The sequence below is a fragment of the Teichococcus globiformis genome, from assembly GCF_042646265.1.
In the GTDB taxonomy this organism is placed as follows: domain Bacteria; phylum Pseudomonadota; class Alphaproteobacteria; order Acetobacterales; family Acetobacteraceae; genus Pseudoroseomonas; species Pseudoroseomonas globiformis.
The window spans coordinates 44,410-65,925 of the sequence record NZ_JBHRTN010000011.1; the positions used below are offsets into that span (position 1 = coordinate 44,410).

At 62.9% G+C, this 21,516-nt stretch carries 19 protein-coding genes; 5 read left to right on the forward strand and 14 right to left on the reverse strand.

The window, feature by feature from the left end; all coding sequences use genetic code 11:
* Positions 1-426 precede the first annotated feature (426 nt).
* The gene (locus tag ACFOD4_RS13000) at positions 427-2,595 is read left to right on the forward strand and encodes a GumC family protein (protein ID WP_379597043.1); all 2,169 of its coding nucleotides are present in this window, start codon (positions 427-429) and stop codon (positions 2,593-2,595) included.
* Between the two features lie 377 nt (positions 2,596-2,972).
* Here the strand turns inward: ACFOD4_RS13000 and ACFOD4_RS13005 are convergent, their stop codons facing one another.
* The 7 genes from ACFOD4_RS13005 to rfbF all read right to left on the reverse strand — a co-directional run bounded on the left by ACFOD4_RS13005 (position 2,973) and on the right by rfbF (position 10,472).
* The gene (locus ACFOD4_RS13005) at positions 2,973-3,563 is read right to left on the reverse strand and encodes a polysaccharide biosynthesis/export family protein (protein WP_379597044.1); all 591 of its coding nucleotides are present in this window, start codon (positions 3,561-3,563) and stop codon (positions 2,973-2,975) included.
* A gap of 122 nt (positions 3,564-3,685) precedes the next feature.
* Positions 3,686-5,161 (reverse strand): outer membrane beta-barrel protein, encoded by a 1,476-nt coding sequence (locus ACFOD4_RS13010; RefSeq protein WP_379597046.1) that lies wholly within the window; start codon positions 5,159-5,161, stop codon positions 3,686-3,688.
* A 158-nt stretch (positions 5,162-5,319) separates the two neighbouring features.
* Positions 5,320-6,276 (reverse strand): replication protein RepA, encoded by a 957-nt coding sequence (locus tag ACFOD4_RS13015; protein WP_379597048.1) that lies wholly within the window; start codon positions 6,274-6,276, stop codon positions 5,320-5,322.
* 368 nt (positions 6,277-6,644) lie between these two features.
* On the reverse strand, positions 6,645-7,931 hold the full coding sequence (locus ACFOD4_RS13020) for an NAD(P)H-dependent oxidoreductase (RefSeq protein WP_379597049.1): 1,287 nt from the start codon (positions 7,929-7,931) through the stop codon (positions 6,645-6,647).
* Positions 7,932-8,041: 110 nt separating this feature from the next.
* The gene (gene rfbC, locus ACFOD4_RS13025; protein WP_379597050.1) at positions 8,042-8,608 is read right to left on the reverse strand and encodes a dTDP-4-dehydrorhamnose 3,5-epimerase; all 567 of its coding nucleotides are present in this window, start codon (positions 8,606-8,608) and stop codon (positions 8,042-8,044) included.
* Positions 8,605-9,690 carry an NAD-dependent epimerase/dehydratase family protein gene (locus ACFOD4_RS13030; protein WP_379597052.1) on the reverse strand — a complete coding sequence of 362 codons (1,086 nt, stop codon included), beginning with the start codon at positions 9,688-9,690 and terminating at the stop codon, positions 8,605-8,607. Before ACFOD4_RS13030 ends, rfbC begins: the two co-directional genes overlap by 4 nt.
* Positions 9,691-9,695: 5 nt before the next feature.
* Positions 9,696-10,472, reverse strand: a complete 777-nt coding sequence (gene rfbF / locus ACFOD4_RS13035; RefSeq protein ID WP_379597054.1) for a glucose-1-phosphate cytidylyltransferase — start codon at positions 10,470-10,472, stop codon at positions 9,696-9,698.
* A gap of 383 nt (positions 10,473-10,855) precedes the next feature.
* On the opposite strand from rfbF, the gene ACFOD4_RS13040 reads away from it, so the two are divergent.
* From ACFOD4_RS13040 to ACFOD4_RS13050, 3 genes are all read left to right on the forward strand, one after another.
* Complete coding sequence (locus ACFOD4_RS13040; RefSeq protein WP_379597056.1) at positions 10,856-11,761, forward strand: glycosyltransferase family 2 protein; 906 nt, start codon at positions 10,856-10,858, stop codon at positions 11,759-11,761.
* A 214-nt stretch (positions 11,762-11,975) separates the two neighbouring features.
* Positions 11,976-12,245, forward strand: coding sequence for a hypothetical protein (locus tag ACFOD4_RS13045; RefSeq protein WP_379597058.1), 270 nt, complete (start codon positions 11,976-11,978; stop codon positions 12,243-12,245).
* Between the two features lie 108 nt (positions 12,246-12,353).
* Positions 12,354-13,379: a glycosyltransferase family 2 protein gene (locus ACFOD4_RS13050; RefSeq protein ID WP_379597060.1), complete on the forward strand. Its 1,026-nt coding sequence runs from the start codon at positions 12,354-12,356 to the stop codon at positions 13,377-13,379.
* 13 nt (positions 13,380-13,392) lie between these two features.
* Here the strand turns inward: ACFOD4_RS13050 and ACFOD4_RS13055 are convergent, their stop codons facing one another.
* The 7 genes from ACFOD4_RS13055 to kdsA form a co-directional block, all read right to left on the reverse strand.
* A complete protein-coding gene (locus ACFOD4_RS13055; protein ID WP_379597062.1) occupies positions 13,393-14,877 on the reverse strand; it encodes a lipopolysaccharide biosynthesis protein in 1,485 nt (494 codons plus the stop codon).
* A 98-nt stretch (positions 14,878-14,975) separates the two neighbouring features.
* Positions 14,976-15,683 carry a sugar transferase gene (locus ACFOD4_RS13060; protein WP_379597064.1) on the reverse strand — a complete coding sequence of 236 codons (708 nt, stop codon included), beginning with the start codon at positions 15,681-15,683 and terminating at the stop codon, positions 14,976-14,978.
* Positions 15,684-16,178: 495 nt separating this feature from the next.
* Entirely contained in the window at positions 16,179-16,907 is a 729-nt protein-coding gene (locus ACFOD4_RS13065; RefSeq protein WP_379597066.1) for a response regulator transcription factor, read from the reverse strand.
* Positions 16,908-17,022: 115 nt separating this feature from the next.
* Positions 17,023-18,030: an NAD-dependent epimerase/dehydratase family protein gene (locus ACFOD4_RS13070; protein ID WP_379597067.1), complete on the reverse strand. Its 1,008-nt coding sequence runs from the start codon at positions 18,028-18,030 to the stop codon at positions 17,023-17,025.
* On the reverse strand, positions 18,030-19,019 hold the full coding sequence (locus ACFOD4_RS13075) for a KpsF/GutQ family sugar-phosphate isomerase (protein ID WP_379597068.1): 990 nt from the start codon (positions 19,017-19,019) through the stop codon (positions 18,030-18,032). The genes ACFOD4_RS13070 and ACFOD4_RS13075 overlap by 1 nt, the downstream gene beginning before the upstream one ends.
* A gap of 41 nt (positions 19,020-19,060) precedes the next feature.
* Entirely contained in the window at positions 19,061-19,792 is a 732-nt protein-coding gene (locus ACFOD4_RS13080; RefSeq protein ID WP_379597070.1) for a 3-deoxy-manno-octulosonate cytidylyltransferase, read from the reverse strand.
* Positions 19,789-20,646, reverse strand: a complete 858-nt coding sequence (gene kdsA / locus ACFOD4_RS13085) for a 3-deoxy-8-phosphooctulonate synthase (protein WP_379597071.1) — start codon at positions 20,644-20,646, stop codon at positions 19,789-19,791. The genes ACFOD4_RS13080 and kdsA overlap by 4 nt, the downstream gene beginning before the upstream one ends.
* 515 nt (positions 20,647-21,161) lie before the next feature.
* Between kdsA and ACFOD4_RS13090 the strand changes: the two genes are divergently transcribed.
* Positions 21,162-21,516 (forward strand): glycosyltransferase family protein (locus ACFOD4_RS13090; RefSeq protein ID WP_379597072.1); only part of this gene is annotated, 355 nt, incomplete at its 3' end.

The window sequence follows — 21,516 nt, forward strand, 5'->3', positions numbered from 1 at the left end:
CACTCCACAACCCTATAGCAATCCTGCTAGACAAGACGAAGCGCGGCGTAGACAAGGCAGGCGTTCGGGAAGGAAATGTTCTGGCCAGACACATTGCGGCCATGACCGAAGCCAAGAACAACATCTGATCGTCCTCCGGCAACGGAGTGGAACCCTTAACTTCCACGCGAAGAGCAGTCCAGCAACGCGCAGACGAATTGGAGCCCCTTAAACGTCTATGGAGGCGTGCTCCCTCTCTAAAGTGGGGATTTGCACTCCTCCAGCCACTTTTGTGTGAGTATAGGCTGATTATTTGGACAGACTATCGCGCTCCAGTTTAAGAAACTGCACACCTTCCCGGTTCGCGGATGCCTGTTTGGCTGCGCGCGGACATCCACGGGACATCAACCAACGAGATGGTCGAACCGGCCCCATGAGGCAGAACATATGCGCCTGACCGATCTTCTGAGCCTTCTCTGGCAGCGGAAGTTGCCACTGCTTCTGGCCGCGATGGTCGCCGGCGTGCTCGGCTTCGTCGCGACCAAGGCAATGCCTGTTCGCTTCACCAGCGAAGGGCTGCTGCTTGTGGAGGCCCGTGACCAGGCCATCCCGGAGCTGAACCAGATTGCCGCTGCCCAGCCGCTGGGCATGCAGCGCATCCGCACCGAGGCGGACATCCTGCGCTCGCGCCAGCTTTCAGCCGACGTGGTACGTGAGCTCGGCCTCGACCAGAAGCCCGAGAAGGAAGGTTTCGGTGCCGCCATCGGCGCGCTGATCGCCCCCGTCACGGAGTGGGTGCGCGACAGCGTCGCCTCCCTGATGTCCACCGGACCCGAAAGCGATCAGGTGCCCGGTGCTGCGCCGCTCGACAAGGTCGCGTTGGCGGTTGAGGGGCTGCAGAAGAACCTCTCCATCGGCGTTTCCGAGAACAGCAACGTTGTTGTGGTGCGCTACACCGCCGATACGGCCGAGGAATCTTCCAACGTCGTCAACGCGTTGATGGGCCGCTACATCAATCAGGAGGTGAACGCCAAGCGCGACACCACCATGCAGGCCAACGAGTGGCTGACCGAACGCCTGAACGTGCTGCGCCAGGAGGTGGATTCCGCCGACCGCAGGATCCAGGAATATCGTGAGCGGACTGGCCTGCTGGAAACCTCGCAGGGCAGCATCAGCACCCTGCAGCTGGGCGAGCAGCAGAACCGTGTTGCCGTGGCGCGCCAGGAGCTGGCCCGCGCCCAGGCCGCGCTGGACAGCGCGTTGCGCTCCGGGGGCCGTGGCAGCGCTGCCAGCGAGGCGCTGAGCTCGCCCGTGGTGCAAAGCCTGCGTGACCGGGAGGCCGAGATCGGTGCCCGTGCCGCCAGCATGGCGCAGCGCCTGGGCCGCAACCACCCCGATCGCCTAGCCGCCGAGGCCGAGCTGCGCGACGTGCAGCGGCAGATCGGCTCGGAAATCGGCAAGGTCGTTACCTCGCTGCGGCGCGAGGTCGACGCGGCCCGCGATCGCCTGGCCGAGGCGCAAAGCTCGCTGACCAGCACCACCCAGACCGCGCGCACCGGTGCCCAGGCCGAGGTCGGCCTGCTGGCCCTGACGCGTGACGCCGATGCCAAGCGCCAGATCTACCAGACCTTTCTGACCCGCGCCGAGCAGACCCGCATGGCGTCGGCCCAGTTCCCGCTGGCTCGCGTCATCTCCCCGGCCGTGGCGCCTTATCGCCCCAGCGGCCCGCCCGCTTCGGTGGTCGCCGTGTTCTGCGCCTTTGTCGGCCTGTTCATCATGGGCGGCATCCTGGTGCTGCGTCGCCTGACCCATGGCGCCTTCAACTCGGTGCAGGATCTGGTGCAGCTCACCGGCATCCAGAACGTCGGCAGCCTGCCCGCCCTGGGCCGCGGCCGCCGCAACAAGATGCCGGCGCTGGTGCTTGACCAGGGCCAGTCCGGCATCGCCGAGACGCTGCGCGCGCTGCGCCTCAACATGCAGTCCGTCGCAGGCGGCGGGCCGGCCAACACCGTGCTGGTGACCTCCTCGGCCATTGGCGACGGCAAGAGCACAGTGGCTTCCTCCCTGGCGCGGCTTTCCGCCGCCGATGGGCTGCGCGTTCTGCTGATCGAGACGGACATGCGCCGGCCGCAGCTGTCGCAGATCTTCGGCGCACCCTGGCCGGGCCGCTCGATCGAGGCGGTGCTGAACGGCGAAACCCGGCTGGAAGACGCCATCCAGGTGGATGAGCGCTCGGGGCTGCATGTGCTGCTGTCCGACCGCTCCTCGAACAACCCGCAGGCGCTGATCGAATCCCGCCAGTTCGCCGAGCTGATCAACCGGGCCCGCCGCGAATACCGGCTGGTGATCCTGGACAGCCCGCCGGTGATGCGCGTGGCCGATGCCGTGGTGCTGTCGCAGCACAGCGACGCCGTGCTCTTCGCGGTGGGCTGGGAGCGGACCTCGCGCACCGTGGTAATGGAGGCGATGCGCCGCCTGCCGCGCTCCATGCGGGCCCGCATGGCTACCGTCATGACCCGCGTGCGTCCGGGCCGCCTGGACCCGCTGGGCTACTACGAGGGTTATGCCAAAAGCAGCGCCCCCGACCTCAAGCGCCTGCCTGCGCCGGGCGCCTGATCGCAGCACCTCTGTTGCGGCACTGAATGAAGGGGGCGGGTTTCCGCCCCCTTTTTTCGTGGCTCGATCGCAGGGAACAGAGAAGAGCCTCAGCACTTTCCAGGGTGGATGGGCACCTGGATCACCACGGCTCGATCACCGTGGACTTCTGGCGGAGCCGATGACTCCCTGTTCCTGCACTCAGCCTGTGACGTTGAAAAACCATGCCGCCCACGGGCAACGCTTCCCCTGGTTGCACCAGCGATGCCGGTTCAAAGCCTTGGCGTTCCCTGGGCAAAAGGAGCAGATTCCTTCCCTTATACCAGCCGCACGAAAAAAGGCCGGGAGCTGAGCTCCCGGCCTTCTGACTGGCTGTCTGGCCTCTTAGGCCAGGGCGATCAGAAACGGCGCTCGTAGACCGTCACGACGTCGCCAGGCATCAACAGTGCATCGCGGCCAGCGCGGAATTCCTGTGCCGCGCCTCCGTTCGGGCTGACCCGGGTGACGGAAACGGTGTCGGTGATGGCGCGGTAGTTGAAGCCACCGGCCACGGCCACGGCGGAAAGCACCGTCATGCCCGGCTGATACGGCGTCTGGCCACCGCGCTCGACCATGCCCAGCACGAAGATCGGGCGATACTCCTGCACTTCGACCGCCACAGAGGGATCATTGAACAGGTTACGGCTGCGCAGGGCGCGCTGAATGGCGTTCTCCGCCTCGCCCGTGGTGCTGCCCGCCACCGGAACGGTGCCGACCAGCGGCAAGGCGATCGCCCCCGCATCGCTGATGCGGAAATCCCCCGTCAGCCGCGGGTCGTTGAAAACGGTGACCCGTAGCTGGTCACCGGCGCCCAGCTTGTAGGCCGAGGCGGTCGCTTCCGGCAGGGGAGGCAGGTTGGCCCCTGGAGAAGCGCAGGCCGCCACCAGCAGCGCCGCGCTCAGCGCCATTCCGCGCAGGGTAGTGGAGGTCAGAGAAGCCGAACGGAACATCGCGTAACTCCCAGGATCAAGGCTTTTGAGACAAAGCGATGGATTGTATCCGGGCTTGGCCGCAAGGTGAACGCGGCAGGTTCAAAGGAACCGCCGCTTTCGCCAAATCGTTACAGACTGCCTTACAGGGCAATCCGCAGGCGCACCTGAACCTGGTTGATACCGTACTCACGGAAGCCCGATGGCGCGCTCAGCCGCTCGGTGTGCTGGTAGTCGGCAATCAGGGACAGATTCCGGTTGATCAGGTAGCGTGCCCCGATCAGCCCGATCCCGTCAGTGACATTGCCCACATCCGGGTAATCCCGGTGTTCCGCCCGAATCTCGCCGGTGAGGATGACGTTGCGCAGTAACTCGTGGTCCACTGTCACGCCGCCGGCGGTGCGGGTGTAGCTGACGCTGCTTTGGCGGATTGATTCCTCGATGGTCCGCGAGGCGGCCAGGGTAACGGTGGTGAGCTGACTTGGCAGCCAGACCAACTGGCCCTCGAAGGCCAGGCCTTCCAGATTCTTTCGGCTAGGATCCTCGTAATTGCGTTGCCGGTATCCCACCAGCAGGCGGGCCTGCCACAACCCGGTCAGGTCGTAGTTGAAGCCGCCCTGTACCTCCCAGGTGAAGGAGTCCCGGCCGCCTTGGCCCTCGGATGTGTAGTTGATGTCCTGCACTCGCACGAGACCGAGCAGGCTGCGGCCAGGGACCAGGCTGTACTCGGTTTCGACCTCGCCCAGCAGGGAGTCATAGTCGTTGTTGGAATTGTTGGTCCGCTGGCCGTTGATCGTTTCCTCCTCGTAGCGGATCGTCGAGAAGGTGGCGGAAGGCCGGATGGCGAGCCGGTTGAAGGCTGCCACACCGTTCAGCGTGAAGATGTCGCTATCGTACGGGATGGGGCGCTGAATGCCCTCGCCCTGCAGGTCGAAATTGTCGGTGGCCAGATGACTATGCACCCGGCGGTAGCTGGCGCCGATTGAGGAAGCGCGGCCTATGTCATAGCGACCGTTGATGCCGGCGCTGTAATCCAGCCAATTCTGGTCGTTGTACTGGACATATTGCCGCGTCTGCTGCGAGGCGGTGATACCCAGCGCGTGCCGCGTCCAGGTGCTGGCGGCGGAAAGGTTGACGCCTTGCACAAAGAAGGCGTCGCTGTCCTTACCTGCATTGGCAGGTTGCAGATTGTCATCCCAGCCCATGCCGAGATCGAGCGCTGCATCGTAGCGGAAGCCTCCGATGCGTACGCCCGCTGGATCGTAATCTGGACGTTGGCGGCTTTGCACCGTGACGCTGCGCGCGGTGGTTTGCGCTGTGATCGCCTGTGGGGTTTGGCCAGGCCCGCCTGGATAGATGCCCTGGGTGGTCTGGGTCACGCCGCCCGCCGGAGCGATCGATTCCATTGTCTGGATCTGCGTCGCGGCCGGCTGCCCGGGCAGAGCCGGCACCCCGCCGGGAGGCGCGATCTGCTGCGTTGTGGGTGCGGTGTTGAGGGGGGTCTGGTTTGGCGCCTGAGCAAAGCCCGCTGCCGGGGCCAACAAGGCCATGGCTGGCAAGGTCAGGGCCAGATGACGGATCGCCGTCTTCGTCGTCATCGTTGCGTTGGTCCGGCGCATCCCGCGTTCCTACCCAATTCGATCGTGATCCATGCCAGCCTGAGCGCGGCACTGGATTGTCTCATGAATGACCCGGCGATCAAGTCTCAGGAGACAGCCGGCAAAACCCGATAGGGGCTGTGTCTTTTAGGTTGCACCCCTGTCTTCCAGGTGGGGGGTTAACTCCGGGCCGCGCTGATGAGTCGAACTGATACGGGCGGGCGGGAAGGGTGCAGAAGAACACCATCTTCGTTCAGCTCGACCTTGGCTTCAGGATAGGCTGCGACCGCAGGGGCCAGGGATTTCCGGAAATCCCGCCGGAACGTGTGCAGCTCGGAATAGCCGGAGCCGAATTGGTCGCGTAGCGCGGCCCAGCGCACTGGTGTCGGGTGCCTCAGCGTATGCAGGCGATACGCCAGCCAGATGTAGAGGTCGAGGCTGGCGCTGCGGTTGCCAAGTTCGCGAAGTGCTGCTTCCTGCAACGGAACAGGGTGCTGGCGCATGGCATCGAAGAACACCTCGTCCAGTACCACGCGTTCGTCCCACAGTTCGCCCTGCCGTGTATCCTCGCTGCTGCGGTCGGAGAAGCGCAGGCCCGAACGGACAAACCGCCCGGCGGCCCAGCCTTCCATGTCCTCGTCTTCCCAGAAGAATTTCAGCGAACAGGCAGCGATCCGCACCGCTTGTTCGCGCAAGGCCTTGCCGGTTTCGCCGCCCCAGGAAAGACCCATCCGTCCCAGCCAGTCGCGCATCGACCGTCCCAGCTCGACCTCACGGCTGTTGGTCCGCGCCGCCTGTGTCTGCAAGTAAAGCAGGATCATGCGGGCACGGGCGCCATAAGGCACACCATACATGCGGGTCGGCCTGTTTGCCGCCTTGAGCCGGCCAGGCTCCACCAACAGGGTCACGCGATGTCCGCGCTTTTCCCAGGCGGCGTCATCGTCCAGCCGCTTGTGGGGCAGGGAGGTTAAGCAGAAACCGGTGTAGGTGATGCCGATCCGGCTCGCATCATCGGCGAGAACCTCGGCAGCGATGTCCACCAACGCCTTGCGCTCAGGCGGCACCATGGCGCGAGCCTGATCGCGTCCATGCAGCAACACAAGTTTTCGGACGCCATGCGCCGCATCTTCCTGCATGGCCCGCTCCATCACAGTTCTGTCCTGATAGGTGCCTTTTCCTGCTGCCCTCAGTCAATGGGGGGATAACTCCGGACTCTATTAGGAAACTAGTTGAGTCTATTAGTTGAAGTAAGGAGTTAACCCCCCGGGAAAACCACGGTTTTCGGAGTTAACCCCCCAGATAACGGAGTTAACCCCCCAGGATATCTCGCTTTGCTTGTGGATGATTTGGCCCGGTCCGAGGGCACGGAGTTAACCCCCCGGGACAATGTGGGCGAATCGGGGCTTTGCACCAAGGACGCGCAAAGGCAGCCCGTTCCGGGTTAAGAACGGGCTGCCTCGGCATCATTGAAGGATGAGGAAGGGAGGGCTGCTCGCCCTCTCACTCAGGCGGGGAAGGTCTTGTCCTGCTCCGCTCGCAGCTGGTCGATCAGTCGGTCGGCGGGAATTTCTACATCGTCATAAGTCAACACGGTGTCCTTCGGCACGGCGCGCCGCAGGCGGCAGCCTTCCGCGAGGCCCATCGGCAGCAAGCGCTGCTCGCGCGAGATGGCGTAGGTCTCGCACTGACCATAGCTCTTGTAGCCGCCGAGCGTATCGATCACGTCGCCTTCGGCCAGATCCACCTTGGCGGTCGCCACAACATCGACCATCGGCCCGGCAATAGGCTGGATCACTGCATCCTGGCACAGCACCAGCCGGGCGACCGAGAGCGGCACTTCGAAGTGGCACAGGTGATAGGGGGTGTAGAAGCTGTAGAGGGGGCCGGTGCCGAGCTTGTACAGGTTCAGATAGTGCTGCTGCTTCGGGTCGTCATGCGCGGCCAGCACGAAAACGCCGGGGCCAGGCTTGGAGCCCACCGTGTAGTCGACGATGCCGCCGAGCTTGCGCAGCTCCTCCACATCGTAGGATTGCGTCAGCTCATCGATATGGCCGCGATGGTCACGGCCGATCATGCCGCGCTTATTCACCGTCATGCCGGTGGCATTGGCGACAATGGCCTGCTCGAAGCTGATCTTGGTGCCGTCGGCGAAGCTGGTCACCATGTAGGGGTCCTGCCCCCACTGCTTGGCGAAGCCCTCCTGCGTCGTCGGGTTGCGATAGGGATCCTGCAGCCCCTTGATGTTGCCACAGACCAGCGGCGTCAGGCCGATCGACTTGACGAAGCGGTAGAGGTTCATCTCGACGCCGGGCTGGTCGCCGTCGCAGCCGGTGAAGATGACGCCGGCCTCGTCGGCCTTGCGCTTCAGCAGCGGCCCCACCGTGGCATCCAGCTCGGCATTCATCGATACCATCGACTTGCCGTTCTTGAAGGCGGCCAGGGTGATGGAGGCGCCGTACTCAATCGCGCCCGTGGCGTCGATCAAGCAGTCCAACCCTTCAACCTCGCAGAGCAGCATCGGGTCGGAGGTGATGGCGGCACGGCCGGCGCGGATGCAATCAGCCAGCGCCGCCGTGCTCGTCACCTCGGCGATGTCGGTGATGCCGGCCTCTTCATAGGCGCGGCGGGCCTTCTCCAGGTTGCGGTTGCAGATCACCGACAGCACCATGCCCGGCACCGAATGAGCGATCTGATTGGTGATGCCGCGAGCCATGAAGCCGGCGCCGAACATGCCGACGCGGACCGGATTGCCGTCGGCCTCGCGCTTCTTAAGCAGCGTGTCGTAGATCATTGGGGATTCTCTCGTCTCAGGGCATGGGCCGTTGCGGGCCTTCGCGAAGCGGCGCCGGCCACGTCTTCCTGGGGTTCCCGGCCGGTTCGGCGCCGGCCGGGAAAAGGTTCTCAGCGAATGCCGCGCAGCTGCTCGACGCCGTGATACTCGGGATCGAAGGCTGGCCAGTTCTGGTCCTTCTCCGAGATCAGCTCCGGCTTGATCGGCCATTCGATGGCCAAATGCGGGTCGTCGTAGCGCAGGCCGCGCTCACCGCCCGGCATGTAGGCGTCGCTCACCATGTAGAAGGCCTCGGTATTCTCGCGCAGCGTGACGAAGCCATGCGCGAAGCCCCGCGGCACGTAGAGCATCTTGCGATTGTCTTCGGTCAGCTCAACGCCGAACCATTGGCCGTAGCTCGGCGAATCCGGCCGCATGTCGGCGATCACGTCGTACAGCGCACCGCGCAGGCAGCGGACCAGCTTCACTTCCGAGGCCGGCGGAAGCTGGTAATGCATGCCCCGCAGCGTGCCCTTGGTCACGCTAAGCGAGTTGTTGACCTGGGCATAGTGATGCACGAGACCGGCTTCGCGAAACTCATCTTCGCAATAGGCCCGGGCGAAGAAGCCACGCTCATCGCCGCGCGGCTCCATCTCGATCACATAGGCATCCTTCAGCGGGGTCGCGTTAAACTTCACGCGGCCTCTCCCTGGAGCTGCTGCTGCGGCAGCTCACGCAGCTGTCGCAGATGCCCGTCCACCGTGCCGGACTCAATCAGCTTCTCCAGCGTCACGAGGCGGATGGCATAGGACTTCCGGTAGTTCGGATCGGCGAAGCCCTGCTCACCTAGCTGGTCGCGCAGTTCGGCAATAGCGCCATCCAGCGTTTCCTGCGGCTGGTGGCTCGGCGCCAGCTTGGCGAAGAGCGAGAAATCCACCTTGTAGGAGCGCTTGTCGGGCGGCGCCGAGGTCGCGATCGACACATTGGCTTCCGGCATGGCACGGCCCACGGCCTGTGCCAGGTCGCGCACCTGGTAGTTCCAGCGCTCGGTGCCGACATTGACGGTGAGGAACTTGCCGCCGTTCTCCGGCTTGCGCCCCACGGCCCATTCGATGGCGCGCGCCATGTCGCGGACATGGATCAGCGGACGCCATGGCGTGCCGTCGGACAGGACGCTGACTTCCTTGTTGGCGATGGCGCCGGCCACGAAGTCGTTCAGCACCAGGTCGAGCCGTAGCCGCGGCGACATGCCACAGGCGGTCGCGAAGCGCAGGCAGGAAATTACCATGCCACTGTTGTCGAGCGCGCGGAGCGAGTTCTCCGTGTCGATCTTGGAGCGGGCATAGGCAGTCAGCGGATTGAGCCCGTCGCTCTCGATGCGCGGCGCACCGTCGCCGGCGATGCCGTAGACCGAGCAGGAGGAGGCGAAAACGAAATGCTTCACCCCAGCCTCGGCGGCGGCCTTGGCGATGGCCACGCTGGCCTGGTGGTTGATCTCGTCAGTCACCGCCTCGAAGCGCTGGCCCATCGGGTCGTTCGAGATGGCGGCCAGATGCACCACGGCGTCGAAGCCGCGCAGCTCATCAACCGTGATGTTGCGCACATCGCCGAACTTCTGCTCGTTGAGCACGGTTTCGGGAAGCGGGCCCGTTGTGGTCAGGCAATGACCGAACCAGCCACGGTCATAGCCGACCAGCACAGAATCGGGCATCACCCGGCGGAAATGGGCGGCAACGACCGGGCCCACATAGCCCATGTTGCCGGTGATCAGGATACGCATGGTGTTCAACCTTTCCAGACGCGCCAGGGGGCCTTGCCCGAGGCCCAGAGCTTTTCCAGGTGGCTCCGGTCACGAATAGTGTCCATCGGATGCCAGAAGCCATGGTGGTGATGCACACTCATCTGGTTGTCGGCCACCAGTTGCTCGATCGGCTGGTCTTCCCAAGTCGTGGCATCGCCCTCGATATAGTCGCCGACACGCGGGCTGAGCACGAAGAAGCCGCCATTGATCCAGCCGCCATCGCCCTGCACCTTTTCCTTGAAGGCCTTGACCTGGTTGCCCTCGATCTGCAGCGCGCCGAAGCGGCCAGCAGGCTGGGTCGCCGTCATGGTGGCCAGACGCCCTTCGCGCTTGTGCAGCGCAACAGTCTCGGTGATGTCGACATCACCCACACCGTCGCCATAGGTCAGGCAGAAGGCTTCCTCATTCCGCAGATAAGGCAGCACGCGCTTGATGCGGCCGCCGGTCATGCTGTCCTCGCCGGTCTCCACGAGCGTTACACGCCAATCTTCGGCCCGGGCGTTGTGGACCTCCATGGTGTTCTTCTGCAGATCAAAGGTCACGTCGGACATGTACATAAAGTAATTTTTGAAGTAGTCCTTGATCACGCTGCCCTTGTATCCGAGGCAGACGATGAAGTCATTGATGCCATGGGCACTGTAGATCTTCATGATATGCCAGAGAATGGGCTTGCCGCCGATCTCAACCATTGGTTTCGGGCGCACGCTCGTTTCTTCTGCGAGCCTGGTGCCGAGACCGCCCGCCAAGATGACTGCCTTCATACTGGAACCTTTCGTCTGCCAGATAAGTCCACTTCGGGGGAGGCGTATCTTTTTCCCGCGACAGTTTCTCAGTGTGAGAACTTCTTGCCGTTTTGTATAGATACGACGGCTATCACTGCTTAGTTACTCACCATTTCGCGTCTGCTTTCACAATCGTGAGCAGAGCGCTTGGTGAATGATTGTCACAAAAGCCGGGGGATTGTTTAACCTCCCGCGATGCACGACGCCTCTACACTGTGCCGCCAGCTGATTCGCAATATCTCGATTTTTTGTTCACGAAATTCTGCAAAGCACTCAAAATTTTTACAAAATACTGAATTGTTGACAGAGAATGACTGGCGTTAATGATGCTCCACAACTTCACGCCCGTCGGGATGCGCAACATGATGGATGAGCCCCAGGTCACGATCGGCATGCCGGTCCGCAATGGCGGACAGCAGATCAGAACCGCGATCGATTCACTCCTGGCGCAGACGCACCGGAACATCAGGCTGGTGATCTCCGACAATTGCTCGACAGACGAGACGCGCGAGATCTGCCGCGAGTATGCCGAGCGCGACAGCCGCGTCACTCTGCATGAGCAACCGGTCAACCTTGGCATCTGCGGCAATTTCCGCTTTGTGCTGATGCAGGCCAAGACGCCCTATTTCCTGTGGGCGTGCCATGATGACATCTGGTCGCCCGAGTTCATCCAGCGGAACCTCGAGAACCTGATGGCGCATCCCAGCGCCGTGTGCAGCACCTCGCGCGTTGCCATGGTGTCGCTGGAAGGCGATCGTCACCTCTCCAATGGCACCTTCGCACTGCAAGGGGACAAGGTGGAACGCCTGCGCCGCTTCCTGTGGGATCCGGGCGAGGTGTCACGCTTCTACGGGGTTTTCCGCACCGAGGCCCTGAAGCGCAGCTTCCCTGAGGATATCGACGTCTTCGGCTATGACTGGATCGTCATGGCGCTGAACCTGCTGGAAGGCGAGCATCTCGAACTGCCGGAGGTCCTGCTGACGCGGGAGGATCATACGGTTGATCATTACCAGAAGACCCTGGTGCGTTGGGAGCCGCGTCGCCTCTACCGCTGGATGCCGCATTTGCCGATGTCGCGGATCCTGCGCGACCGCCTGCCGGCCGAGGTCTGGAAGGCCAGCCGCCGTGGTGTGCTGCGCCGCAATGCCATCCAGACCTTGATGTACGCGAAGTACCGCATTCCGGTCATGGCGCCACTGGTCAATGGCTTGGCTAGCCTTGAGCGTGCCCGCAGCCGTACCCGGAGCAATATTCGCGTCGGAGCCTGACGCGGCGGCTTCCAGCCCTACGCCCATTTTCCGATAGGCCATGCTGGTAACGGCATGGCCTTTTTGGTGTCTCCTACAGGTTGAATCTAAAAATCAGCATTTAACTTTTCAAAAAATCAATCTATGGTTGATAGCGAAACTCCTGCTGAGATGCGGGTTTAATCTTACGGAAGCTCACAACTCACGATACCGTGCGCTTCAGGATGAACTTGGCGTGCTGCCGGCAGAGTCCAGAAAGGTCGCTGCAATGCGTGTTGCTTCGGTTGGATCCAAGCTTTCTTCCATGTCCCGGAAGCCCGCTACAGGAGCTGATGCTCGGGCATTGAAAAGCCCGTCGCAGAGCTGGGACGCGGTGGGCGCCTTAAGCCGATGCCTTGAACATCTTGCGCAGACCCGTCCTTCCGTTGCGCGCGGCATCATCTTCGGCTTCGGGCTTTCGCTGCTGATCTGGGCTGCCATCCTCGGATTTATTCTGGCTTTGTGAAAAGAAGCGGACGATTCCCCTCTTCTGCGCCGGCATTTGCGGGAAGCTTTCAAGTCGCTCCTGCAGTATAATCTATGTGGGCCACTTCATAGGACTGATCTGCCGGCCATGACCGCCTCGCTTGATTTCTGTTCATCTGAGTTGATTGCCATCGCCGTTCCCGTCCTGAACGAGGAAGCTTACATCGCCGAATGCCTGGCTTCTCTACTGGAGCAGGCAGAAACACACCGGCTGGAAATTCTGGTGCTGGATGGCGGCAGCACTGACCGCACGGCGGAAATCGTACGCGGCTTGCAGGCCCGACACCCCGAGATCCGGCTGGTGCCAAACCCGGCCCGGCTGCAATCGGCTGCGGTTAACCTTGCGGCGCGCCTGGCCACGCCCGAAGCGAAGATCCTGTTGCGGGCCGACGCTCATGCTTGGTACCCGCCCGGCTTCGTGACCCATGTTGTTCGCGCGATGAAGGAGCAGAACGCCACCTCGGTGGTGGTGCCGATGGTGACAGTGGGCAGCCGCGGCATGCAACGCGGCATCGCCGCGGCGCAGAACAGCAGGCTCGGTAATGGCGGCTCAGCCCACCGCTTGGGGTTGCGGTCGGAATGGGTTGACCATGGACATCATGCCGCTTTCGATCGTGCGTTTTTTCTCTCGATCGGCGGCTATGACGAGAGCTTTACCCATAATGAGGATGCCGAACTCGATCACCGTGCGCGGCAGGCTGGGGGGCGCATCTGGCTCTGCGCAGAGGCCCCTTGCACCTATTATCCGCGCAAGAGCCTTTCATCCCTGGCTCGGCAATACGCGAAACACGGGGCTGGACGGGCGCGGACCCTGCTGAAGCATCAGCTGCGCCCAAAGCCGAGACAGATGGCGCCGGTTGTTGTTCTGCTCGGCAGCCTGGGAGCGCTGATCCTGGCACCCCTTTGGCCAGCCTTGTTGCTTGCCCCGCTTCTCTACGTTTTGCTCTGCATGGGATGGGGTGTGGCGATTGCCCTGCGTGGACGAGATCCATGGCTGGCCTGGGCAGGACCCGCGGCCATGACGATGCACATGGCCTGGGGCTATGGCTTTCTGCGCAGCGCATTGAAGCACCGTGGCAGCGGTTCAACCAATATAGCCGTCTCTGCCGGCTGAAACCGGCGGCGCTTCATGCCTGCTGCCGCAGCCTTTCCAGATGTGGCCGCAGGTGGTTGCTGCATAGCACACCCAAGCCCAGCGCCAGCACCGACGCCGCCAAGGCCAATCCGATGCGTCCCGACAAGGAAAGCGGCCCGGCTACGATGACGCGCATCAAGCCATAGCTTGCTACCATTGCGGCAAGCTGCGGCAGCACACTGCTGGATAGCCAGGGCAACGCGGCCCCTTTCAGCCTGCTGCGGAAAGCTGTTGCGGTGAACAGAATGAAGGCGAGGAGGTTGGCCCCGATCAGGCACAGCGCCGGCAGGATCACGCCGTAGCGCGGTGTCAGCCACAGGATCGCCGGAAGATAGATCGCACCGGTGACGATGTTGATGCGAAGCGCCGCGACGGGATTCCCCTCCGCCATCTGCAAGGCATGGGAGGGCCGGCACAGCCCGCTCAGAGCATAGGCAATGGCAAGCGCCGCCAGAACCGGCGCAAACTCGTCTCCTGCCTCGGGGCGCCCGCTGACCAGTTCGATGAAGGTCGCGCCGAAGAAGACCAGCGCTCCCGCCGCTGCCAGCATCAGCACAAAGGTTGCCTGGGAAGCAGCGAAGAACAGGCTGCGCAACTCGGCAGCCCGCTCTGCGCGAACATAGCCGGACATGCGCGGAAAGACAGCGGTGATCAACGGTGTGGTCAGCCGTACCATGGCCGAGCACATGGTGGACACCAGTGAATAGGTGCCGAAAACGGAAAGCGGCAGCATCGCGCTGACCACCAGGGAATCGGCGATCTGCACCAGGGTTCCGGTGGCTGCGGCTGCCATGTTCGCTCCCGCGAAACGCAGGGTCTGCCAGATCAGCCCGGCTTCCAGCCGTTGCGGCATGAATGCTCCCGGAACCACACACGCTGTGCCCAGGGCGAAGGCACCGGTTTCCAGCAGGCTCGCCAGGATCTGGCTCCAGAGGAACGCTTCCGCCGTAGGCGCCACGAAAGCCAGGGCTCCGAGGCCAAGGGCCAGCCGCAGCAGGCCGGTGGCGGATAGTAGCAGGCCTGACACCACCTGCCGCTCGAGCCCCTCCAGCACGGCCTGGAAGGCCCCCCGCAAACGCTGGATGCCAATGGCGAAGCCCATCAGCACGAGGCTCTGCTGGACGCTGTCGGTGCTGATATCGCGGGGCTTGAGCCAGTATTCAGCCAGCAGCGGCGAGCAGAGCCAAACCAGCAGGATCACCAGCGCAGCCAACCCACCATAGATCAGGGTGAAATTGAAGACGAGCCGTCCAGCGCTTCCCGGCGCTTCCACCTGATCGCGCGCCACGGCCCGGGTCACGGTCTGGCCAAGGCCTGCATCGAAAATGGCGGCTGCGATCAGCAGGGTGGAGAAGAAGCCGATCAGGCCGTATTGCTCGGCGCCGGCGAGGCGATAGCCGCCAAAGGCAAGCCCTGCCTGGACAGCGATGGACACAGCCATGCTGATCAGGTTGGCCAGAACATTGCGGGCGATCATGGAGGCGACCTCGTGCCGGGCAGAACGGAAAACCCTGCCGCCCAAGAAAAACCCCGCCTTCCGGCGGGGTAGGGTATCAGGCCGTCAGGAACCTGTGCTCAGTAAGCGCCGCGACCGAACAACACGGCCGGAACGGTCTTCACCAGAATGCGCAGATCAGTCCAGAACGAGAATTCGCGCACGTAGCGGGAGTCCAGAGCCACACGCTCCGCATAGGAAGTATCGCTGCGGCCGCTGATCTGCCACAGGCCGGTGATGCCTGGGCGGACAGCCATGTAGCTGGCGGCGGCGGCGCCGTAATGCTGGGTCAGTTCTTCCTGCACCACAGGGCGGGGGCCAACCAGGCTCATCTCACCGCGCAGTACGTTCACCAGCTGCGGCAATTCATCGAGGCTGGTGCTGCGCAGGAATTTGCCGATACGGGTGACCCGCGGATCATTCTGCAGCTTGCGGGTCTCGGCCCAGGTGCGGGCAGCCTCGGGATTCTCGGCCAGCAGCTTGGCCAGCACTTCGCCGGCATTGGGCACCATGCTGCGAAACTTCAGGCAGGCGAAACTGCGGCCATTGCGTCCGATCCGCTTATGGCCGAACAGCGCATCGCCACCATCCGACTTCACCAGGAAGTAAAGCAGCAGCAGTAGCGGGGAAAGAAACAGCAGCGCGCTGCCAGAGGCGAGAACATCGAATGCTCTCTTGCTGATGTGATGTAGCCGGCGGCTCGAAGGGGCCACGGATCCATACAGCCCCGCGTCCAGACTGGTCGCATTTCCGATCTGGATGTTGTTTGGCCAATTTGTATGGGTCATTGGGAGGAGCTCCGTTGTGCAGACGGCCTAAATTTCCGCTCTTGCTTGTCTCAAAATACACACACCGTTAAACTTTGGTAGAAAGAAACCACCCATTAAGCTATTAATGAGCGTAAACAGTTTGTGTATCTATTCATGAGACGCAGCCAGACAGGATCACTCGACCAGTTTGGCAATTGAAATTGCCCTATTCATATGCCCGAGAGCCGGCTTTGTTCCGGTCATCCCGGTTTGAATCCCTCCCGGACTGCAATGCACACCGCAACTCAGGCTGCCCATCAAGGTTGCCCAAGCCAACGGTTCCGCATGTTGCCATGCAGCATAGAGCCTGCAAAAGCAATGCGGCAGTAATTTGTCGCGATCCTGTGCGATGAGCGAGCCGGAAATGACTGAAAAGACGTCGTTGGCCGGCCTCTGGAGGGTTTGCCCTCGTGATTTTTCTGTGAACAAACCGTCTGGTACTAAGCTATCTCAGTTTATCAACCCAAAGTTATTTCAAGCGACGGCTTGCCTGACTGCCGGCTGCAAAGGGAAAGACCGTGCGCCGCCTTCGGAACGCAGATCACGCAAAATGTAACCTCGTCCCCAGACGGTTTCGATCAGGCTGCCGAGGCTTGCCTTGGTCAGCTTCTTGCGGAGGTTGCAGATGAAAACGTCGATGATCTTCATCTCTGGTTCATCCATCCCGCCATAGAGATGATCCAGGAAGGCCTGCTTGGTCAGCACTAATCCTTTCCGCAGCATCAGCAGCTCCAGGATGGCATATTCCTTGGCTGTCAGGCTGAGTGGTCGTCCTCCCACCTGCACTTCCCGCGAGCGCAGGCAAAGGGTTAACCCTCCTGCTGAAAGCTGTGACTCGCTGTAACCCTTCGTGCGGCGGATAATCGCCTGCATCCGTGCCAGCACCTCTCCCGCATCGAAAGGCCGCGACATGACATCGTCGGCTCCAAGCGCGAGGCTGTGGATCCGGTCTTCTGGCCTGATGCTGTCTGAGAGAATGATCACGGGCGTTTCCAGACGCCCTGCACGCAGCCGCCGCAGCACTTCGTGACCGGATAGTCCCGGCAGCGTGCCGCGTAGCAGGATGATGTCGTAATCGTAGAGACGCCCCAGTTCGAGCGCCTCTTCCCCGTCGCTGGCCTCGTCCAGGATGCCGGCCGGCTTCAGCAGCTCCTTGAGCTGTAACGACAGGGCGGGATCAGTCTCTGCCAGGAGTATCCGCATGGGAAGGCCTCATGGAATGCGGGGTATCAACCTGTGCGTGCTTAAACCTCAACGACATTTACCGCAATTCAAATCATCAAGTTTTCGTGATTAAGATTAACAGTGTGGTAAAGGTCTAGCTGCGTCCGTGATAGGCGGCATGCCATTTGACAAAGGCTGACAATCCTTCCTCCAAAGAGGTCTGTGGTGCGAAGCCCACGGCTTCCTGCAATGCCCTGACATCCGCAAAGGTTCGCTCCACATCGCCAGGCTGCATGTCGCGGAAGATCTTGATGGCCTGACGGCCGACAGCTTGCTCCAGGATTTCCACGAAGCGATCCAGTGAGACCGGCGTGTGGTTGCCGATGTTGAAGACGCGGTGCGGCACGCCGGGATCGATGCGGCCTGGCGCCGGCCCCTCCACCCTGTCTTCCGGTGGAGACACGGCGAGGCGGCGGATCGCCTCCACCACCTCATCCACATAGGTGAAGTCGCGGGCCATGCGGCCATGATTGAAGATCTCGATCGGCTCGCCAGTTCGGATGGCGCGGGTGAATTTGTAGTAGGCCATGTCCGGGCGGCCCCAAGGGCCATACACGGTGAAGAAGCGTAGGCCTGAGGCTGGGATGCGGAACAGGTGGCTGTAGGCCTGCGCCATCAGCTCATTGGCACGCTTCGATGCGGCGTAGAGCGACACTGGCCGATCCACCGGGTCCGTCTCGCTGAACGGCACCTTGGTGTTGGCACCATACACTGAGGAGGATGAGGCATAGACCAAGTGGCGTACAGGATTTGCCCGGCAAGCCTCCAGCACCGAAAGAAAGCCATCGATATTAGCCGCGGTATAGGCGCGGGGATTATCCAGCGAGTAGCGCACTCCGGCCTGGGCGGCGAGATGCACCACCGCATCTGGCTTGAAGGCTGCAAAGGCTTCCAGCGTGGCGATGGCATCGGCGAGGTCCAGCCGCGCGAAGCGGAACCCTGGCTGGCCTTCAAGCTGTGCCAGCCGTGCCTGTTTCAGTCCCACATCGTAGTAGGGGGTGAAGCTATCGAGGCCGAGCACTTCGAACCCATCCCGCAGCAATTGCGCGCTGACGGCGTGGCCGATGAAGCCGGCGGCACCGGTCACCAGGATGCGGTGCATCAGGCGACGCCTGCGCGAAGCAGGTCATGGATGTTGAGCACGCCGACCGGCCGCCCATCCTCCACCACGAACAATGCCGTGATGGCGGCCAGGTTCAGCTCGGCCAGGATCTGCGGCGCCAGCATCTCCGGGCCGATGGTGCGGGGGTTGCGGGTCATGATTTCCCGCACTGCGCGGTCAGTGAAGCCGCCACCCTCAAAGGCGCGGCGCAGATCGCCATCGGTGATGACGCCCGAGAGCCGCCCCTCGGCATCGACCACGGCGGTGATGCCGAAACGCTTGCCGGTCATCTCCACGATAGCCTGGGACAGGGTGGCGCCTTCCGGCACCATCGGCACACTGAGCCCCGTGTGCATCAGGTCGCGCGCGCTGCGCAGCTGGGCACCAAGCTTGCCGCCTGGGTGGAAGCGGCGAAAATCCTGCGCCGAGAACCCCCGCAGCGACAGCAGTGCGACCGCCAGCGCGTCCCCCATGGCGATCTGCATGGTGGTGGAGGTGGTGGGCGCGATGCCGTTGGGACAGGCCTCCGGCATGGCGGGCAGGATCAGCGGTATATCGGCGGCCTTGCCCAGCGCGCTGCCGGCACGCGCCGTGATGGCAATCAGCGGCACCTGGAAGCGCCGCGTATAAGCGATGATGTCGGACAGCTCCGGCGCTTCACCCGACCAGGACAGGGCGATCACCACATCCTGCTCCTGGATCATGCCAAGATCGCCATGGCTGGCCTCGGCCGGGTGGACGAAATGCGCGGGCGTGCCGGTGGAAGCCAGGGTCGCCGCGATCTTGCGCCCGACATGACCCGACTTGCCCATGCCGGTGACAATGGCCCGTCCTGCCGCTTCGCGGATCACCGCCACGGCCCGGCTGAACCCTTCGGCCAGCGCACCATCCAGCGCGGTGCGCAACGCCGCCAGGCCCTGGGTTTCCAGATCCAGGGTGCGCCGGGCCGCAGCCAATGCGGTGTCCTCGGTCAGCGGGGCCAGATCCATCGGCATACGGTCCTTACCTTATATATATGCGCGTGGCCGGTTCAGCGCCGGCGTAACAATGAGCGGGCGCGCTCCAGATCCGCCTGCGTATCGACGCCGAGCGGCACCTCGGCCACCTCCATGGCATCGATCCGCATGCCGGCTTCCAGGGCACGCAGCTGTTCCAGCTTCTCACGCTGCTCCAGCGCCGAGGGCGGCAGGGTGACGAACCGTTCCAGCGCCGCGCGCCGCCAAGCGTAGAGACCAATGTGATGGTAGAGTGGGCCCTCGCCCCAGGGTGCCTGGGCACGGGTGAAGTAAAGCGCCCGGAACCGGCCCTCCCCCAGCGGCGTGCCGACCATCTTCACCACGCTAGGCGATTCCCGCTCCTCGGCCCGTAGGATGGGTGCGACGGCGGTGCCGATGGCGACGTCAGAGTCGCGCAACGGCGCAGCGGCGGCGCGGATGGTGGCCGGCTGCACCGTCGGCAAGTCGCCCTGCACGTTCAGGATGGCATCGAAGCGGCCATCGGCGTCGATGCGGCCGATTGCCTCGAACACCCGGTCGGAGCCGGAGGGGTGCTCGGGGGCGGTGATCACCGCCTGGCCTCCGGCGGCGCGCACCGCCTCGGCAATGGCCGGCGCATCGGTCGCTACCCAGACGGGGGCGATATCGGCCTCCACCGCGCGGCGCCAGACAGCAACGATCATCGGCTCCCCATGGATATCGGCCAGCGGCTTGTTCGGCAGCCGCGTCGCGGAAAGCCGCGACGGGATCAGGATGACCGGGTTCATGCCGCGAGCTGGCTCTTGCTCAGCGCGTCCAGCGCCATCAGGTCCCGCAGCAGTGCCTCGAACTGCGCAAGCGGCACCATGTTGGGTCCATCCGAGGGCGCGTTGTCCGGGTCCTGATGCGTCTCGATGAACAGCCCGGCGACGCCCACCGCCACGGCGGCGCGGGCCAGCACAGGCACGAATTCGCGCTGTCCACCGGAAGTGGTGCCCTGCCCGCCCGGCTGCTGCACCGAATGGGTGGCGTCGAAGATCACCGGTGCGCCGGTGCGCGCCATGACCGGCAGGCCGCGGAAATCGGAAACCAGCGTGTTGTAGCCGAAGGAGGTGCCGCGATCGGTCAGCAGCACGCGCGGATTGCCAGCACCAGTGAGCTTGTCCACCACATTGGCCATGTCCCAGGGCGCCAGGAACTGCCCCTTCTTGACGTTCACCGCGCGGCCCGTGGCGGCGGCGGCCAGCAGCAGGTCGGTCTGGCGGCACAGGAAGGCCGGGATTTGCAGGATGTCGACAGCCTCGGCCACGGGAGCGCATTGATGTGCGTCATGCACGTCAGTGAGCACAGGCAGGCCGAGGCTTTCACGGATTTCGGCGAACACCGGCAGGGCGGCATCGAGGCCGACGCCGCGTGCTGCCTTGGCCGAAGTGCGGTTCGCCTTGTCGAAGGAGGTCTTGTAGACGAGGCCGAAGCCGACGCGCTGCGCGATCTCCTTCAGCGCGAAGGCGGTTTCGAGCGCGTGCTGGCGGCTCTCCATCTGACAAGGGCCGGCGATCACCGAAAGCTTAAGGGCATTGCCGAAGCAGACGGGATTGGCGCCGGACGGCCCGGCTTCAACAATCAGGGCGGGTTGCGGCATGGAGTCTTTCATTTCATTCCGGATGCGCCGGCCTGTCGGCGCCCTTGCTGAGCGGATGTTTAACCGCTGGCGATGGCCTTGGCGAAATCCATGCTGGACCCGGCCTTGTCGCCCATTCAATATTTCAGAACAGAGTAAACTCTAATTTTCGCACAAAGAACTCTGATGTTCCAGACTGTTTTGGTTCAATCAAGCACAACTTTGCGGTAGCGAGTTCCTCAGCTTTTGCCATATACCTGAAATTACGCCGCAAGCAGGACATCCAAAGAACCGGTCATCATTATGAAGCACAGCTCGGTTTGCTTTAAGCAGAATGAGTTTTGTTCTTTTTTGCGCAAATTCCAAAAATAATTTCCCGGCATGCGGATCTCCAGCGGGATCCGGACAGATCGGGTATTCAGAGCGCATCCGGAGGAGAACAGGTCCAAACAGATCGAACCGGAACCGCCGGTTCGGTGCCGCACCCGATCACTCGCCTCTCCGACTGGCCTGGCTCCGGAGGAACAAAGTCACCCATGGAACGCACCGGTCGCAGCCTGAGCTTCTTCAGTCCGCTTCCCCCGGAAAAGAACGGCATCGCCGACTATTCCTACATCCTGCTCGACGAGATCCGCCGCCACTACGACATCGACGCTTATTGCGACGATCCTGGCGCGCTCGTTCCTGAGGGCGTCATGGTGCGCGATCAGCGCCAGGCCTTCCGCCGCATCGGCCCTGAGAGTCGCGTGCTGCACCAGATCGGCAACAATGGCGGGCATGTTTTCGTGCTGCGCGCCCTGCGGCAATTCCCCGGCCTGACCACCATCCACGACATCGGACTGTTCTATCTTTACGAGCTGGAGCGGCCCGGCATTGATGCCATGCTGGCCG

Excerpts from the sequence above, each read along its gene's own strand:
- ACFOD4_RS13000 (WP_379597043.1), top strand. The coding sequence starts at position 427 with ATGCGCCTGACCGATCTTCTGAGCCTTCTCTGGCAGCGGAAGTTGCCA.
- ACFOD4_RS13005 (WP_379597044.1), bottom strand. The coding sequence starts at position 3,563 with ATGTTCCGTTCGGCTTCTCTGACCTCCACTACCCTGCGCGGAATGGCG.
- ACFOD4_RS13010 (WP_379597046.1), bottom strand. The coding sequence starts at position 5,161 with ATGCGCCGGACCAACGCAACGATGACGACGAAGACGGCGATCCGTCAT.
- ACFOD4_RS13015 (WP_379597048.1), bottom strand. The coding sequence starts at position 6,276 with ATGCAGGAAGATGCGGCGCATGGCGTCCGAAAACTTGTGTTGCTGCAT.
- ACFOD4_RS13020 (WP_379597049.1), bottom strand. The coding sequence starts at position 7,931 with ATGATCTACGACACGCTGCTTAAGAAGCGCGAGGCCGACGGCAATCCG.
- ACFOD4_RS13030 (WP_379597052.1), bottom strand. The coding sequence starts at position 9,690 with ATGCGTATCCTGATCACCGGCAACATGGGCTATGTGGGCCCGGTCGTT.
- rfbF (WP_379597054.1), bottom strand. The coding sequence starts at position 10,472 with ATGAAGGCAGTCATCTTGGCGGGCGGTCTCGGCACCAGGCTCGCAGAA.
- ACFOD4_RS13040 (WP_379597056.1), top strand. The coding sequence starts at position 10,856 with ATGATGGATGAGCCCCAGGTCACGATCGGCATGCCGGTCCGCAATGGC.
- ACFOD4_RS13050 (WP_379597060.1), top strand. The coding sequence starts at position 12,354 with ATGACCGCCTCGCTTGATTTCTGTTCATCTGAGTTGATTGCCATCGCC.
- ACFOD4_RS13055 (WP_379597062.1), bottom strand. The coding sequence starts at position 14,877 with ATGATCGCCCGCAATGTTCTGGCCAACCTGATCAGCATGGCTGTGTCC.
- ACFOD4_RS13060 (WP_379597064.1), bottom strand. The coding sequence starts at position 15,683 with ATGACCCATACAAATTGGCCAAACAACATCCAGATCGGAAATGCGACC.
- ACFOD4_RS13065 (WP_379597066.1), bottom strand. The coding sequence starts at position 16,907 with ATGCGGATACTCCTGGCAGAGACTGATCCCGCCCTGTCGTTACAGCTC.
- ACFOD4_RS13070 (WP_379597067.1), bottom strand. The coding sequence starts at position 18,030 with ATGCACCGCATCCTGGTGACCGGTGCCGCCGGCTTCATCGGCCACGCC.
- ACFOD4_RS13075 (WP_379597068.1), bottom strand. The coding sequence starts at position 19,019 with ATGGATCTGGCCCCGCTGACCGAGGACACCGCATTGGCTGCGGCCCGG.
- ACFOD4_RS13080 (WP_379597070.1), bottom strand. The coding sequence starts at position 19,792 with ATGAACCCGGTCATCCTGATCCCGTCGCGGCTTTCCGCGACGCGGCTG.
- kdsA (WP_379597071.1), bottom strand. The coding sequence starts at position 20,646 with ATGCCGCAACCCGCCCTGATTGTTGAAGCCGGGCCGTCCGGCGCCAAT.